Genomic DNA, 13,568 nt, shown 5'->3' with positions numbered 1-13,568 from the left:
GCCATCGGGTATTAACTGTGGGTGACGATGCCACGCTGGCTGTGCATCGGATAGACGTGACGGGCTCGGTCGTCCGCTTCTGAGCTGTCACCATCTCGTCTATCGACTGGTGCGTCGAACACGTCGTTGCCGACGACGACGTGGAGCGGGACTGTCGGATCGGCAGCCGCGCTGGCGTCCCCATCGGGCGTGGCCAGCGTTACGCCGGTCACGTTGTCGCTCCCTGCCACAGTCAGTTGGAGCGCGCTCACACCACTCACGTTGCCGTCCATCGGCACCGCGATGCGAATCGGTTTCCCATCCCGGAGTGCGCTCGACACTGCTCCTTGCACGTTCCGAGTGACGACACCACCGAGGAGTGCGCGGTCCTCGTCGACGGCATCGACCTCGATCTGATAGCCTCCCCCGACCTCTTCGACCGGGAGCCAGACGTTCCTGGTACGGTTACTCTCGGTGGCTTCGAGACGGAACCGTGCCCACCGCTGTTGCTCACCGTCGCGGTCGAAGACGTACAGCCGGGTCGGCGCGAGGGTCGCGTTCGTTCCCAGTGCCGTTTTCGAGACGGCGATACGCCCGTTAGCGACGCGATGTCGGCCGTTCCCGACCTGTCCCGGAGGCGTGCCAGCTGGCGGCGTGAACACGTCGATGGCTGCGGTTGGCCGCTCCGTCCGGTAGACACCGACCGGACTGGTGGTCGCAGCGTCCACCTGTGAGACGTAGCGATAGGTCGTCGCCTTCGGTCGCTTGTCGAGCTTGAACTCGAACTCAAGCACGTGGTTCTCGTTCATGTACCGGCCGAAGGTGGTCTCTCGCACGTCGTCGATGTGGAGGACGACTGCGTCGTCCGTCACGGTGAGGTCGTAGTCGTCCCGAGTGAGCTGGACACGTTTCCCACCGTGTCCCGCCTTCGTATCCCGCTTCTCCGTGACTATCCATACCTTGAGATGGTTCGCACCGGCGTTGCCGGTGTAGGTCCAGCCATCCGGAATCTCAGCACGGACGGTCACCTCCTCGGCGGGAATCTCGGTTCCCTCGGACACAGGGTCGACCGTGACACGTTCCGTCGCCGCTCCCTTCCGCATGGCGACCTGTTGCGTCGGGTGGAAGGTCGCTGCCGAGTCGACGCTCGGACCGACCGCTTGCACCGTCACGTTCGTGGTCTCCGAGGCCGGCTCGGGGACGGTGTACTCCCCGGGGATGGTCACGGGATAGTCGTAGTAGTCCTCGTAATTCAGTCGTGGGCTGACGGCGAGGGTGCCGGCGTAGCTCCCGTTCTCGATGCCACCGTCTGGAACCGTGAACGTCGTCGTCAGCGTGACGTTCGCTCCCGGCTCGACCGTCTCGACGAATCGCGGTGCGTCGACACGGAACGTGGTCACGGCTCCGGAGATGGTCGTTTCGACGTCCCGAAGCGGCACGTTCGAGGCCTCACTGTTGGAGACCACGGCCGAGAGCGTGGTCGTGTTGGTCTCCGCGATGGTTCCGTTGAAGGCAGCCGGCGTAGCGTTCCAGTACACCGTCGGGAGCACGCTGACGGTGACGGTCACGTTCTGCGTGACCTGCCCCGTAGGTCCATCGCCAGTGACGGTGACGTTCGTCGTATACACCCCGACCGGCTTCCCTCCGGGGACATCGGCGTCGAGTTCGAGCTGGACCCGCTCGGTCGCCGATAGCGCCCCGACATCCGTTCGGTTGACAGAGACGAGCGCCCCATCGGTGGTGACGGTAACGTTCGTCAGTTCATCGATACCAGTGTTCTGGAACGCGACCGTCGTGGAGTTCCCCTGAAGCGTCCGCAAGCGACCGGCATCCCACGTCGCCTGCGAGGCATTCAGTCGAGCAAGGGGCGGAGCGTCGGTCGTGTTTCCAGCGACCGTCTCGCTGGTCAGCGTCGATGCGATACGGGTCCCCTCGCTGTCGCGGGTGACCGTCTGGCTGGTTACGTTCACCGACGCCTCACCGGGGAGGGTGCTCGTGTTCACCACGAATCGAGCCGAGAGGTTCCGGGGAAGGTACACTTTCTGGGCGGTCCCAGCCGAGACGACGTATGCGCCCTCGACCTCGTTGATGATCGTCCCATTGGCAGTCGTCCCGACTCGTCCTTCCTCGGTGTGTGCGACGACGCCGATCGTCGCTGGTTGTCCCTCGCTTCCCTGGTTCCGGTACCGTGAGCAGGCCCAGTTCGTCGTGATGTTCTCACAGTCGATTCGATAGAAGACGTTGACGCCCTTGAGGTTCCGCGGCGAGACGCGGGTGACGTTGAGCTTCAGTCCCTCTGCTGGCGCACGTGGGTCTCGGTCGAGCGTCACCGCGATACCAGCGTCGGGATCGTAGAACTGTCCGCTGTAGTTCCCCGCGGCGAGCGTCGGTTGGCTCGGTCGGCGGATACGCCCGGAGTTGGGTGTCTGGGACCAGACCACGTTCACCTGGTCGTTCCCGACTGCGTAGGCAACGAGCCCTTGCCGGTTCCCACCTGCGAACCCTGGTTGTCTGGGCAGCTCGTCGTTGGGCGGGTCTCGAGCTTCGAACAGGTAGCTATCGAACAGCGTCAGGGCTGAGAGTCGAACGTCGACGACCCGATACCCGGGGTCGACCGTGTTCGAGTCCTTCATATACGGGATGAACCTCGTTCGGCTCTCGTTGTGGTCGAGGTCCCAGACGGGGAGAGATTCGCTCGTTATCCAGCCTTCCTGGAGCTTGTGGTACGACATCACCTGCGACGGGTGCTCATCGTTGTAGTTTCCGTTCCCCATGAGCGCCCAGGACCCGGTGATGCCACGTTCGTCGTTGTTCGTATTGTAGTAGTCAGCCCACTCGAACGCCGCGTGACCGATTTCGTGGACGTGCGTCCCGTAGTCCGCCGACTGGATGATGTAGGCATCGTTGCCGTACGCGACGGCGTTCTCCCAGTTCTTGCCCCGGTCGACGACGTACGACCTGTTGTTACCGGAGACCGTCGTCCCGTTCGGGAGCCTCATCGTTTCGTTGGCGGTCTTCCACGTCGTCGTTTCCGTCCCGTTGAGCTTGGGGTAGACGAAGACGACCGCTTCGTAGGAGCCCAGGTCGACGTTGGCCTCCTGCTCCACCTCGGTGCGCGCTGCCTGTCGAATCGCCCGTTCGTCGTGGGCGTACTCCAACTCGGTGACGTTAATCGTCGCGTTCCCTTGCTGGAACGAGCTGTTGTGCGTCTCTTCGAGCTGTCCGCGATAATCCAGCGGATGCCCGGGTAACACGAAGTAGTCGTTCGGGGTATCGTTGCGGGCCCAGACGTAGTCGAACGCTGCTTCCCCGCGCGATTCGAGTCGGTAATAGGCGACCGACTTCGCAGCTTTGGAGTCGAGGTCCGCATCGACGTCCTTCGGGTCCGCGAAGTTCGTCGACGTGTCGCTGTCGTCGAACGTGATCGGGACGTACAGGACGTCTGGCTTGTCGTTACGGTACCGGTATGTCCTGTTCCCGGTCCGGTACGCCAGACTCGTGTTCTGCCCGTACACGACCCTGACGCTGTAGTTCACGTCGATACTGTTGGCGGACTCGCCGTCCTCTTCGTTCTGGATACTGCCCGTGACGGTCGTCGTGTTGGGGTCACGTGCGATGACGACGGTCTCTTGTTCGACGTTGCCGGTCTCGGTGAAATCCCGTTCGTATACGAGTTCGACCCGTTTGACGGCGGTAGTGGAGTAGAGCTCCACCGACACGTCCGTGGTGAGATTGGCGGTTTCGGCGTTCGTGTTCGGCCCGTCGACCGACTCGACGTACGAGACGGTGTAGGAGGCGTCGTCGGTGTACGTCTCGTTGTCGTTGTAGTTCGCTCGCACCTCGTACTCTACCTGGTACCCTGCGGGGAAATCAGGAAGCGAGGCACGGAATCGGTCTCCCTCTTCGGTCATCGATTTCGTCCCATCGGCGTCGGGCCCCATGGCCGGGCTCCCACTCCGGTTGTAGGCTGTCCACGCCAGCGTCACGTTCTCCAGTTCGTCCTCTCGTGTGGCGTCAGCCTTGATGAGTGGTTCGTCTGCCGGACTGACCCCAGATTCGTATCGCTGGTCGTTCGTTATGTCGATAGACCGATCCGGTTCGTCACTCCCACCTCCACCATGGCACCCTGCCAGTGCGACGAGGGCAACGAGTGCAATGGTTATCACCACCTCTTTCTGCATGGTACAGTCACGATATTCGACACAAATAATACTTGGCCAAATTACATAAATAGGGGTTGGCTGCTCCCCCAGTCTTCAGGCGGCTCAGTAATCCCCGAGGACGCCCAGCTTTCGCGCCCGTCTCGTCGTGTACTGGAAGATGAGATATCCGACGCCCACGTAGCCACCTGCCACCCCCCCGAGGACGGCGAGGTCGAGCAGTGGGAACTCCCACAACCGGGTGCCATCGATCATCGTGCGCTGAAGCAGCGCGCTCCCCTGTGCCAGCGGGAGGAAGCGCGTCCAGCCCAAATCGAATGCGGGTGCCGAGATGAGGAGGATGAAGCTGAACTGCAGGAGGTTGAGCCAGTTCCCGACCTGCTTGTAGAGGACGGTGATACCGCCTGCAGCGAACCCGAGCCCAAGCACGGACGCGATCGAAAGGGTCGCGACCACGACGATGGTCAGGACGTTCAACTGGAGTGTCGTCCCGGTCAGGACGAGCATGACGGCGAGGACGACTATCGAGGTGACGAACGTTCTGATAACCTTGGCGACGCCCTTCGCGAGCGCGACCGGGGCGAAGCCAAAGGGCGTCATGAAGTGGCGCTCGAGGGTACCCCACTGGACCTCGCTCCCGATGTCGTTCGAGAGCGAACTGTAGGCTCCGACCGCGAGCGTCCAGAGGAAGTACCCGACGATGATACCCTCTATCGAGTCGGTCAGGGCTTGCCCGGCGAGCATCTGCCCGCCATAGAACAGCAGGCCGAAGAAGAACAGGGAGATGACGATGCCACCGATGGCGTTCGCCGGATAGCGCACGAACAGGAGGAACTCCCGGTAGAGGACGGCCTTCGACAGGTCCCAGTAGGTCGCCGGCTGTGGGTCATCGTCTTCTACTGACGGTGCCTGCGATGAGGTGCCCTCACCAGTCTCGTGACTCATCGTTGCTCCCCCTTCGTCATCTCGAGGAATGCCTCTTCTAAGTCCGGAGTGACAGTCTCGATGGCGTCGATAGTGACCGCGTGGGCCCGCAGCACAGCCATCAGCTCGTAGAAGCCGTCGGAGTCGGTCGCCACCTCGATGCGCGTGTGACCGTCGTACTGCTGCACGTCGGTCACGTCGAACTCGGCCTGGACCTCGGACAGTGCGTCTTCGTCGAGGTTCGGGCTCGAAACCCGGAATCCCCGGGTCTCGAAGCCACGGAGGAGGTTCGCGACGGTGTCGTTGGCGATGACTCGCCCCTCACTCATGATGATGACGCGGTCGCAGACGTCCTCGATGACGTCCATGTCGTGACTGGAGAGGACGACCGTGAGGCCGCGTTCGCTGACGATGCGGCGCAACTCACGGCGGAGTTTCAGCGAACTCTCCACGTCGAGTCCCAGCGTCGGTTCGTCGAGGAACACCACGTCGGAGTCGGTCGCCAGCACGCTCGCGAGCGATGCCTTCTGCTTCATCCCGCGGGAAAGCTCTCGAACCGGTGTGTCCGCCTTCTCGGCCAGGTCGAGCTGTTCGAGCAGGCGCTGGTGTCGGCCAGCGACCGAGTTGGGCTTCACACCACTGATGGTCGCGAAGTACCGCAGGTTCTCCCGGACGGTCAGTCGCCAGTAGTCGTTGCGGGCCCCTTCGAGCATGGCGTCGACGTGGCGGTAGGCTCGCCGCGGGTCGGCGTGCACGTCGATGCCACGTATCCGGACCGTGCCGGTGTCGGGCAGGATCATCCCGAGGATGGACTTGATGGTCGTGGTCTTGCCCGCCCCGTTCGGACCGAGCAGACCGACGACCGAGCCCTCCCGGACCGTGAAGGACACGTCGTCGACCGCGGTGAGTGCCTCGTCCCCCTTCCCGAAGGTCTTGGTGAGCCCCTCGACGGCGATGGCCGGCGTCTGGTCCGAGTCCTCTCCCGACCGGTCGGCAGTTTCCGGCCGCTCGCTCGCCCGTTTCTCCGACTGGCTTTCCATCGGGCGGGACTTCGGCCCCTGTCGGCAAAAGGACACCTGCTCGCTGTCGGACCATCGACCGGGCAAGCTGGAGCACGACCTACGGGGAAACAAACACTGTTATGATTCTGAACATGTAGGTTCGACTGTGTCGAATCTGCTTCGTGGTCGTGGTCTCGCCATGGCCGTCCTGTTCGTGATACTGGTAGGTGCCGGCGCGTGGGTCACCTTCACCGGCCCCGGACCCCAGGTATCGGACTCGGACGCCACTATCGACCGGACTGACCTCTCGGTCCGGTTGAACGACGAGTGGGACCTCCCGGAGAGCGCGAACGACTCCGTGCAGACGTGCATCACCTCGGGCACTCCAGGGGACAGCATCGGCGTGTACGGGACCGTGACAGTCACAGTCCCGGTACAGGACGGGTTCGACCGCGCAGACCACGACTATCAGGTTGTGATGACCCTCGTGGATGTCGGGGAGACGACCACCAAGACCGGTGACTACTCGGGTCGGGAGACGGTCCGCTTCTTCTGGATCGTCGAGGACGACGAGACCCTCGCCGTGGGTGAGACGACGACCGTGCGAATCCGCGTTCGCGACGGGCCCGAGGTGCTCGCGGAATCGACGCAGAACGTCGTCGTCGAGGAGGGTGACCAGACCTTCGATTGCGAGGACGCCGCGATTCGTGAGTCGGACCGTCACTCGGTCGATGTGTGAGTGCCGACCGGAGAACAGGCCTCGTCAATGAAACCGGAGGGTCGACCTCACGTCTGGTCGATGGTCGACTCGGTGTTCACCGCGAGACTCCCGCGGACCGTCTGGGTGGCGACGTTCACCGCGTCGGTACAGTCGCCGATATTTTCGACGTTGCTGTTACCGATGTCGAGGAACGTCACCAGCGAGAACGCGTAGTACCGGGCGTCACCGTCGCCGTAGGGCAGATAGGTCGTATAGCTGTTGACGTCGACGTTCGGGAACTCGACGAACCTGACCGTCTCGCCGTTGAACTCCTCCTCGTAGGCGACGCCAGAACTTCCCTCGCGTTCGATGGCTGCTTCGATCTCTGACTCGGCTTTGCTTGCGGTGACCGCCTCCAGGGATTGGCCAACCCGGACCGTGGCGCTGGAGGCCGACCCCTCGCTGGTCAGTTCCGGGCTGACGATGCGCTGGATACGTGCGTTGCTCCGGTCGAGCGGGTCCTCGACGGTCCAGCTGTCGATGTAATCGAACGCGAAGACGTACGGGGTGTCGGCGACCTCGTACGCCGTCGGAGAGCCGGTTATGGGCTGACAGAACGAGGCAGCCTGGCTGGCCGTGGTGGCGGGTTCGTCTGTCGCTGTCTCGGTCGCCGTTGCGGTTGCGGTGTCCGTCGCCGTTGCAGTGGCCGTCTGTGTGTCACTTTCGTCTCCTTCAGGTGACCCACCACTGTCGCTGGTACAGCCTGCAAGCCCGGAGACCGCTGCGGCTGCCCCAGCCCGCAGGAGGAACCGTCGCCGGGTGCTGTCGGTATCCACCGGAATCACACCTCCTCGATGGTCGACTCGGGATTGACCGCGAGGCTCTCTCGGACCGTCTCGATACTCGCGACCGTCGCGTCGACACACAGCGGTTGTGCCACGTTCTCTTCGTCCAGTCTGACGATACTCGTCATGAGCGAGAGTTCGAGTGGATAGTATCGCGCGTCGCCGTCGCCGTAGGGAAGCCAGACCTTGTAGTAGTAGACGTCCTCGTCGGGTGACCCGACGACGCGGACCGTTTCACCGTTGAATTCCTGTTCTGCGACGACCTCGAACCGGGCGTAGTCACCGGAGACGGCATCCGAGATTGCTTCGTCGACCTGGGCCGCCGTCATGGCCTCGTACGACTGCATGACGGTGAGGCCAGCGCTCTCTGTCTCTCCATCGACGGTCACAGTTGCGGAGGAGAACCCCTGCACTCGCCCTTTCGGTCCTGCAAGGGGGTCCTTCGGCTGCCACGAATCGATGTAGTCGAAGGTGAAGACGAAGGGCGTACCAGCCACGTCGAATGGCGTCGGACTCCCTTCCAGGCGCGTGCAGTCGGGGTCCGGGTCGTTGTTCGGTGTCGACGTCTCACTCTGGTCGCCGCCGCCACCGGACGACCCACCCGATGCATCGGTCTGACCACTGTCCGTGCTCCCACCGCCATTACTGGTATCGGTTTCGCCACCACCTGTACACCCGGCCAACCCGGCCGTCGCGACCGATGTACCGAGAAGGAACCGCCGCCGTGACACTTCTTTCATACGAGTTGTGTGGAACAGAACACTATCAGGTTACTTCGTGAACACCTGTTCACGGTGTGAACAGTGTGCCAACAGTGCGCACCCGTCTCAGTCAGCGGTCCGGTTCGAGAGCCTCGACGGACAACGGCGTCGCGTCTGCCTGAAGTCGCTCGAACTCTCCGAGTGCCCACTCCCGGACGGTGCGGGACTGGGTTTCGACGATTCCTCGGGGGACCCCCGCCTCGTCGTCAGCAGAGATGACTGTCGTCTCGTCGTAGACGCCCGCCTGGAACGGGACCGATGGTCGCTCGGACAGTTCCAGTGTCCCTTCACCGACCATCTCACGGACCTGCTCGGCGACCGTCTCGTTCGCCAGAATCGCGTCGGTCACTATCGGCGTCACGACGCCTTTCGTGACGTGGTCTCCGTCTCGTGCGGATGCGTGGCTCGAGGCGACGACCTTCGGTGACATCGCGTGGACAACCATCGAGACCGAGGTGGCTTGCTGGAAGAGCGTGCCGAGTCTGGAGATGTGCTGATCTGGAATCGTCGGTGTCGGCACGACCACATCCGCATCGCCGAGGGCCGAGAGCTCGAAATCGAACGCCTCTACCGGCAGATGTTCGAGGAGGGGTTCGAGGTGGCGTGTCGCGTCGACGACTTCGAGGAATCGTTCGTAGGCTGCGACGACGGTCTGCCCTGACCTGGTCGCTCGATACCCAGTCGCGTCCTGTTCGACCCACCCGCGCGCCTCGAGGTCGGTCGTGATGCGCCCGATGGTCACCCGCGACGCACCGACGCGTTCACGGAGTTCTGCACGGTCGCACGGCGCGTCGACCAGCGCAGCCAACACTGCAGCCCGGTTCGGCGACCTGGCCAGAAACGCGACGTCCTCAGCACCCATGTACCCTCACGCACGCCCTACCATGATAATACTCACCCTCAGACCGAGTTGGCTCACTGTCTCTCCAAGAGCCGATTCTGTCGCTACCTCGGCTCGATTCCGCAGAAATACGGAGCCTCCGCCTCGTTCCTGCCGGTCAGGGGAGCAGTACGTCGGCTTCCGGGTTCTGGAACGGGTAGACGAGCAACTCGCCGCGCTTTCGGCCGTCGTCCACCGCCTGGGTGGCCGCATGGATATTCATCCTACCCAGAATCTGCATCGCGTTGAGCAACTGCTGTTTCGGCACGCGCGCCCCCCGTATCCCCCGGGGGTACTGGCTGGTCGATGGGTCGGAATCTGCCTGCATCACCGCCACGTACTTCCGGGGGTCGGTCTCCCCACGCAGCCGGTCGTGCCAGGACTTGGGATAGAAACTGATGCGGTCCGACCCAACCTCGTACACTGCTCGTTTCGACCAACCGCCAGAGTCACTGAGATGTCGCTCGAGTCGCTGCTCCATCTCTTCGACCGTGAAAGGGGCCGCTCCGCCGAGGTCGTTCTCGATGGCTTCGGCGTACGCGTCGAGGACCTCTCTGGAGACGCCCGGCTCGTCGTGTGGGTGGTCCTGTTCGACGAGACGCACGAAATCCGGGAAGGTGAGCCAGCGCCCCCGCTGGAACAGTTCGTCCAGCGCATGACTGTCAAGTGCTACCATGTCTAAACTACGCACGTCCCAGGAATAAGCAGTGGTCGTGGTAGTCTGAACACTGTCTACAGCTTCCACGTACAGACCAATCTGGGTCACCCTCCGTCGCTGATGGTCAGAGCACGAAGGGTCCACGCTGCCGAATCGGCTCGTGATGTGGCTCGCCAGCTATCGCGGCGATGCGAACCTCGGTGTCGGATTCGATGGTGACTGACCCACCGTTCTCGATGGTGAAGAACGCTGCCGACTCCAGCGAGTGCTCGCCAACGCGACCGGACCCAGAGATGACGAACGCAAAGCCATTCCAGCCGTCCGGAACCTCCCACTCCCAGGTGTCCGTAATCGCCACGTCCTGGTACGTGACTGGAGTGTGCAGGTCGATTGGAGCGTCCGCTCCGACGACCGTCGTGATGGTCGCTCCATCGCGCTCTGTGACCGGCAACTCCTCGCTCGATGCCTCCTGGTAGGAGGGCTCGAGGTCCTTCTTCGACCGGGAGAGATTGACCCACAACTGCAGGCCACTGCAGGCCTCGTCGTCGCCGGGCATCTCGGAGTGCTCCATCCCGCTCCCGGTGGTTATTCGCATGGCGTCGCCAGTCCGTGCGGTACTGGCGTGACCCATGGAGTCCTCGTGGGCCATCGCCCCGTCGAGCATGTACGAGACTATCTCGAAACCGCGGTGTGGGTGCGTACCGAAGCCCTGCGTCGGTTCGATGAAGAACCGCTCGAAGACGACGAAGGGGTCGAGGTTGGGCAGCTGGTCGAACGGGAAGACGCGCCGGGCGCGCATCCCACCCGGATGTGTGAGGTCACCGGCCTGGCGGGGGACTGGGCCGCCGTCCGAGGGGTCGTGTTCGGTCATCTGTTCGCCGTAGGAGGGCGAGCCCTACCAATCGTGTGGTCGCGGTACTCTCGTTTGCAGGGTCGGAGGTTCCGTCCCAGCCTACGGTGGAGTATAAGAGATGTCGGCCCGACTACGGGTCATGGGACTACTCTCTGGCGACGACTCCGACGACGTCATCGTGGACACGTTCTCGGCGCACAAGAACACCAAACTCGTTCGAGCAATCGACACGGAGACCGGGGTCGTCTGCTACTGGCCGACCCACCACGAGGGCTTCGTCGCGATGCCACTCAGTGACACCGAACTCTCGCTCGAAGACATCGAAGCGATGGAAGAGTAACAGCACGTTCCCTTCGATTGCGGGCGATCTGTTACTCCTCCAGTCGGCCTGCATATCGACTGCCGAGTGAGAGTGTGGCAGATCGCGATTCGTTCACTACACGGCGAACGTGTAGTCGTCCAACCTCCCGTCGCGCTTCCCGAAGACCAACTGGTCGGTCTTGGCCCCATCGACGAAGACCTCGGCCTCGATGCGGTCTGAGCGCATCGGTTCGCCCGTGAGGACCGCAGTGTCTGCGTTCGAGATGTCTGCTTCGACGAAGAGGACCGTTTCGGCGTCCGGACCACCGAACCAGCGCCAGGAGTACGAGTCGTTCGACGCCGTGCCGTAGACACCTTTCAACAGCAGGGGTTCGTTGGAGGCGTCCCCGATGTCGAAGTTTGTGAGGACCTCGCCGTCGTCGAGGAACCGAAGCCCACCGGCCATGAACGCCAACTCGCGGTCGTCCGTGCTATCTGGGTTCGTCTCCGCGGGGACGATCGTCTCGTTGAACGCGAAGCGAAGGGTCGTCCCCGAGGTGTTGAACCCGGCGGAGGTCGCGTTCGCGAGCTTGTCGGCTGTGAGTTCCAGATACTCGGTCCCGAAGTCGTCTCCCGGTTCGATCTGGGTGTCCTCGTACCATTCGTTGAACGAGGTGATGAGAACCGCTTCGCTGTCGGCGAGGTGCGGTCGAACCTGTTCTAAAATGCGTTCGTAGCGGTCGGGAGAGGACGAGAGGATGGGATTGTCCTCGCGGACGTTGTCGGGGATTCCGGTATCGTTGAATCCAGGGATGACGACCGGGACGAACCCGATGTCGGCGACCCGCGCTCCAAGGTTCATCACCTTGTTCCCCTGCTCGTAGTTGTCGTGGAACACCGCCTCGATGTCTGCCCGGGGGCTGTAGGGGTTGTACGAGGTGACTGCGTCTGCAACGTCGATTATCGGGTACGTGGCCGGGGCGGACCCGAACGGGATACCGGCCAGGACGTAGAGGTCTGTGTCCAGATTCGCCGTCGCATCCGCGAACGCGGCTTCGACGTCACCGCTGAGGTTGTTCGAGACGTAGAAGTATACAACCGGCTGGCTGTCGATGTGGAGGTAGTTCTCGCGTCCGAAGTACCTCTCCGCGAGGTACTCGAAGTCTGACTGCAACCGCTCGCGAGCAGCGGACCGGTCGAGGTCGTACTCGTACGCTTCCAGCCGACCGACCGTCTCGTAGAGGATGGAGAACTGGACGTCGTCGAACCGCTCCATCTCGACGAGCGTCCCGTTCAGTGCGGTGTCCGAACCGGACTCCGGTCCCCACCAACTCACCGAGAGCCAGTCGATGCCGTATTCGAGACACCACTTGAGGTGCTGGTCGACGACGCGTGCGTCGTCAGCCGAATACTCTCCTAGCACAGGGTCGCTTACGGTCCATTCGGTCCAGTCCTGGTGGCCGCCGGACATCTCGTACCAGGGGTAGTAGTGGGCACCGACGAGTCGGTCTGTCTCCAGGGACTCGGCGAAGACCGGAACGTGGTCCGTCTCCAGTTGTGTGCTGGCCTCCCGTCCATCGCCAGTGACTGCCGAGACCGTTATCTGGTACGCTCGCCCGCCTTCCACCGCAAGGGTGGTATCGAGCGTGAATTCGGATTCGCCACCAGCATCGAGCCTCTCATCCGCTCCCTGTGTTTCGACCGTGACCGAATCGACGCCGGTGTCAGCAGTGATTCGACCGGTGACGACGATGTGTTGAGACGTGTCGCCGGTTTCGATAGCCGTCTGCAGGTCGAAGGTCGGTCCCGTCGCGACGGGTTGTGTCGTCCTCTCCTCGTCTGTCGATTCCACCGTTGCGGAATCGGTCGTCGTCGTTCTGTGGGTCTTCGTTTCCCCTGTAGTGTCGGTCTGCTCGTCCGACGAAAGCCCCTGGCACCCCGCTAGCCCGGCTGCTCCGAGTAAACTCAATCGCCGCAGGAGGTCGCGACGCCGCGTGGGATCCATGTCTCGTAGTCCTCATCGCAGAGTGTAAATATTCGTGCCTGTCCCGGCGTGTGTCCACCATTCGCCGTGACCGGTACATTGAACTCCAACTACACCTTGGCCCTCGATAGCACAGACTGTATGACCATACACAACACCCCCCACTATCGCCCGACGAACACCCACTCGGTCGGCCACGCTGGCCGTCGCTCCCAGCTACAGGTGACTCTGCGTGAGTAGCGGGACCGATACGGCGGTCGATGTGACCATCCGAACAAGCTTCGAGGTCCACAGCATCGACCCGGTGGCGCTCGACGACGTGGTGCTCGGCCGGGCGCTCTCCGATCGCTGGCCAACGATGACCTGGACGACCCAGAGCCAGGACGAAGGCCGATTCGTTTCGGTTACCGCAGAGGGCTCCCGAGCACTCCCACCCGACGAACTCCTCATCGGAATCCAGGCCGAACTCGAGACTCCGGTGCGAGTCGTCAGCGACGGTCGCTGATTCCCTCACGGGAGCCAG

12 protein-coding genes are annotated in these 13,568 nt (G+C 62.9%); 3 read left to right on the top strand and 9 right to left on the bottom strand.

Annotated elements, in window-relative coordinates:
* Nucleotides 1-11: 11 nt before the first annotated feature.
* The 3 genes from N6C22_RS19140 to N6C22_RS19130 form a co-directional block, all read right to left on the bottom strand.
* Nucleotides 12-4,160, bottom strand: a complete 4,149-nt coding sequence (locus N6C22_RS19140; RefSeq protein ID WP_261652803.1) for a hypothetical protein — start codon at nucleotides 4,158-4,160, stop codon at nucleotides 12-14.
* Between the two features lie 84 nt (nucleotides 4,161-4,244).
* Nucleotides 4,245-5,084 (bottom strand): ABC transporter permease, encoded by an 840-nt coding sequence (locus tag N6C22_RS19135; protein ID WP_261652802.1) that lies wholly within the window; start codon nucleotides 5,082-5,084, stop codon nucleotides 4,245-4,247.
* On the bottom strand, nucleotides 5,081-6,103 hold the full coding sequence (locus N6C22_RS19130) for an ABC transporter ATP-binding protein (RefSeq protein WP_261652801.1): 1,023 nt from the start codon (nucleotides 6,101-6,103) through the stop codon (nucleotides 5,081-5,083). Before N6C22_RS19130 ends, N6C22_RS19135 begins: the two co-directional genes overlap by 4 nt.
* 160 nt (nucleotides 6,104-6,263) lie before the next feature.
* Here N6C22_RS19130 and N6C22_RS19125 point away from each other — a divergent pair, with 160 nt between their 5' ends.
* Entirely contained in the window at nucleotides 6,264-6,803 is a 540-nt protein-coding gene (locus N6C22_RS19125) for a hypothetical protein (RefSeq protein WP_261652800.1), read from the top strand.
* 47 nt (nucleotides 6,804-6,850) lie between these two features.
* On the opposite strand, the gene N6C22_RS19120 is transcribed toward N6C22_RS19125, so the two are convergent.
* The 5 genes from N6C22_RS19120 to N6C22_RS19100 all read right to left on the bottom strand — a co-directional run bounded on the left by N6C22_RS19120 (nucleotide 6,851) and on the right by N6C22_RS19100 (nucleotide 10,779).
* Nucleotides 6,851-7,600 (bottom strand): hypothetical protein, encoded by a 750-nt coding sequence (locus N6C22_RS19120; RefSeq protein WP_261652799.1) that lies wholly within the window; start codon nucleotides 7,598-7,600, stop codon nucleotides 6,851-6,853.
* Nucleotides 7,601-7,605: 5 nt separating this feature from the next.
* Complete coding sequence (locus N6C22_RS19115) at nucleotides 7,606-8,349, bottom strand: hypothetical protein (RefSeq protein WP_261652798.1); 744 nt, start codon at nucleotides 8,347-8,349, stop codon at nucleotides 7,606-7,608.
* Between the two features lie 91 nt (nucleotides 8,350-8,440).
* Nucleotides 8,441-9,232, bottom strand: a complete 792-nt coding sequence (locus tag N6C22_RS19110; RefSeq protein WP_261652797.1) for a winged helix-turn-helix domain-containing protein — start codon at nucleotides 9,230-9,232, stop codon at nucleotides 8,441-8,443.
* 136 nt (nucleotides 9,233-9,368) lie between these two features.
* Nucleotides 9,369-9,926 carry a hypothetical protein gene (locus tag N6C22_RS19105; RefSeq protein ID WP_261652796.1) on the bottom strand — a complete coding sequence of 186 codons (558 nt, stop codon included), beginning with the start codon at nucleotides 9,924-9,926 and terminating at the stop codon, nucleotides 9,369-9,371.
* A 106-nt stretch (nucleotides 9,927-10,032) separates the two neighbouring features.
* Nucleotides 10,033-10,779 (bottom strand): pirin family protein, encoded by a 747-nt coding sequence (locus tag N6C22_RS19100; protein ID WP_261652795.1) that lies wholly within the window; start codon nucleotides 10,777-10,779, stop codon nucleotides 10,033-10,035.
* A 121-nt stretch (nucleotides 10,780-10,900) separates the two neighbouring features.
* Between N6C22_RS19100 and N6C22_RS19095 the strand changes: the two genes are divergently transcribed.
* Complete coding sequence (locus N6C22_RS19095; RefSeq protein WP_261652794.1) at nucleotides 10,901-11,101, top strand: hypothetical protein; 201 nt, start codon at nucleotides 10,901-10,903, stop codon at nucleotides 11,099-11,101.
* Nucleotides 11,102-11,197: 96 nt separating this feature from the next.
* Here N6C22_RS19095 and N6C22_RS19090 read toward each other — a convergent pair whose 3' ends face one another.
* Nucleotides 11,198-12,913, bottom strand: a complete 1,716-nt coding sequence (locus N6C22_RS19090; RefSeq protein ID WP_261652793.1) for a glycoside hydrolase family 99-like domain-containing protein — start codon at nucleotides 12,911-12,913, stop codon at nucleotides 11,198-11,200.
* A gap of 364 nt (nucleotides 12,914-13,277) precedes the next feature.
* Here N6C22_RS19090 and N6C22_RS19085 point away from each other — a divergent pair, with 364 nt between their 5' ends.
* The gene (locus N6C22_RS19085; protein WP_261652792.1) at nucleotides 13,278-13,550 is read left to right on the top strand and encodes a hypothetical protein; all 273 of its coding nucleotides are present in this window, start codon (nucleotides 13,278-13,280) and stop codon (nucleotides 13,548-13,550) included.
* Nucleotides 13,551-13,568 lie beyond the last annotated feature (18 nt).

Origin of the sequence: Haloarchaeobius sp. HME9146 (assembly GCF_025399835.1) — an archaeon.
Classification (GTDB): domain Archaea; phylum Halobacteriota; class Halobacteria; order Halobacteriales; family Natrialbaceae; genus Haloarchaeobius.
This window is presented reverse-complemented; position numbering and strand designations above follow the sequence as displayed.

Coding starts and splice junctions, on each gene's coding strand:
- N6C22_RS19095 (WP_261652794.1), top strand. CDS start 10,901: ATGGGACTACTCTCTGGCGACGACTCCGACGACGTCATCGTGGACACG.
- N6C22_RS19135 (WP_261652802.1), bottom strand. CDS start 5,084: ATGAGTCACGAGACTGGTGAGGGCACCTCATCGCAGGCACCGTCAGTA.
- N6C22_RS19110 (WP_261652797.1), bottom strand. CDS start 9,232: ATGGGTGCTGAGGACGTCGCGTTTCTGGCCAGGTCGCCGAACCGGGCT.
- N6C22_RS19115 (WP_261652798.1), bottom strand. CDS start 8,349: ATGAAAGAAGTGTCACGGCGGCGGTTCCTTCTCGGTACATCGGTCGCG.
- N6C22_RS19100 (WP_261652795.1), bottom strand. CDS start 10,779: ATGACCGAACACGACCCCTCGGACGGCGGCCCAGTCCCCCGCCAGGCC.
- N6C22_RS19130 (WP_261652801.1), bottom strand. CDS start 6,103: ATGGAAAGCCAGTCGGAGAAACGGGCGAGCGAGCGGCCGGAAACTGCC.
- N6C22_RS19105 (WP_261652796.1), bottom strand. CDS start 9,926: ATGGTAGCACTTGACAGTCATGCGCTGGACGAACTGTTCCAGCGGGGG.
- N6C22_RS19140 (WP_261652803.1), bottom strand. CDS start 4,160: ATGCAGAAAGAGGTGGTGATAACCATTGCACTCGTTGCCCTCGTCGCA.
- N6C22_RS19125 (WP_261652800.1), top strand. CDS start 6,264: ATGGCCGTCCTGTTCGTGATACTGGTAGGTGCCGGCGCGTGGGTCACC.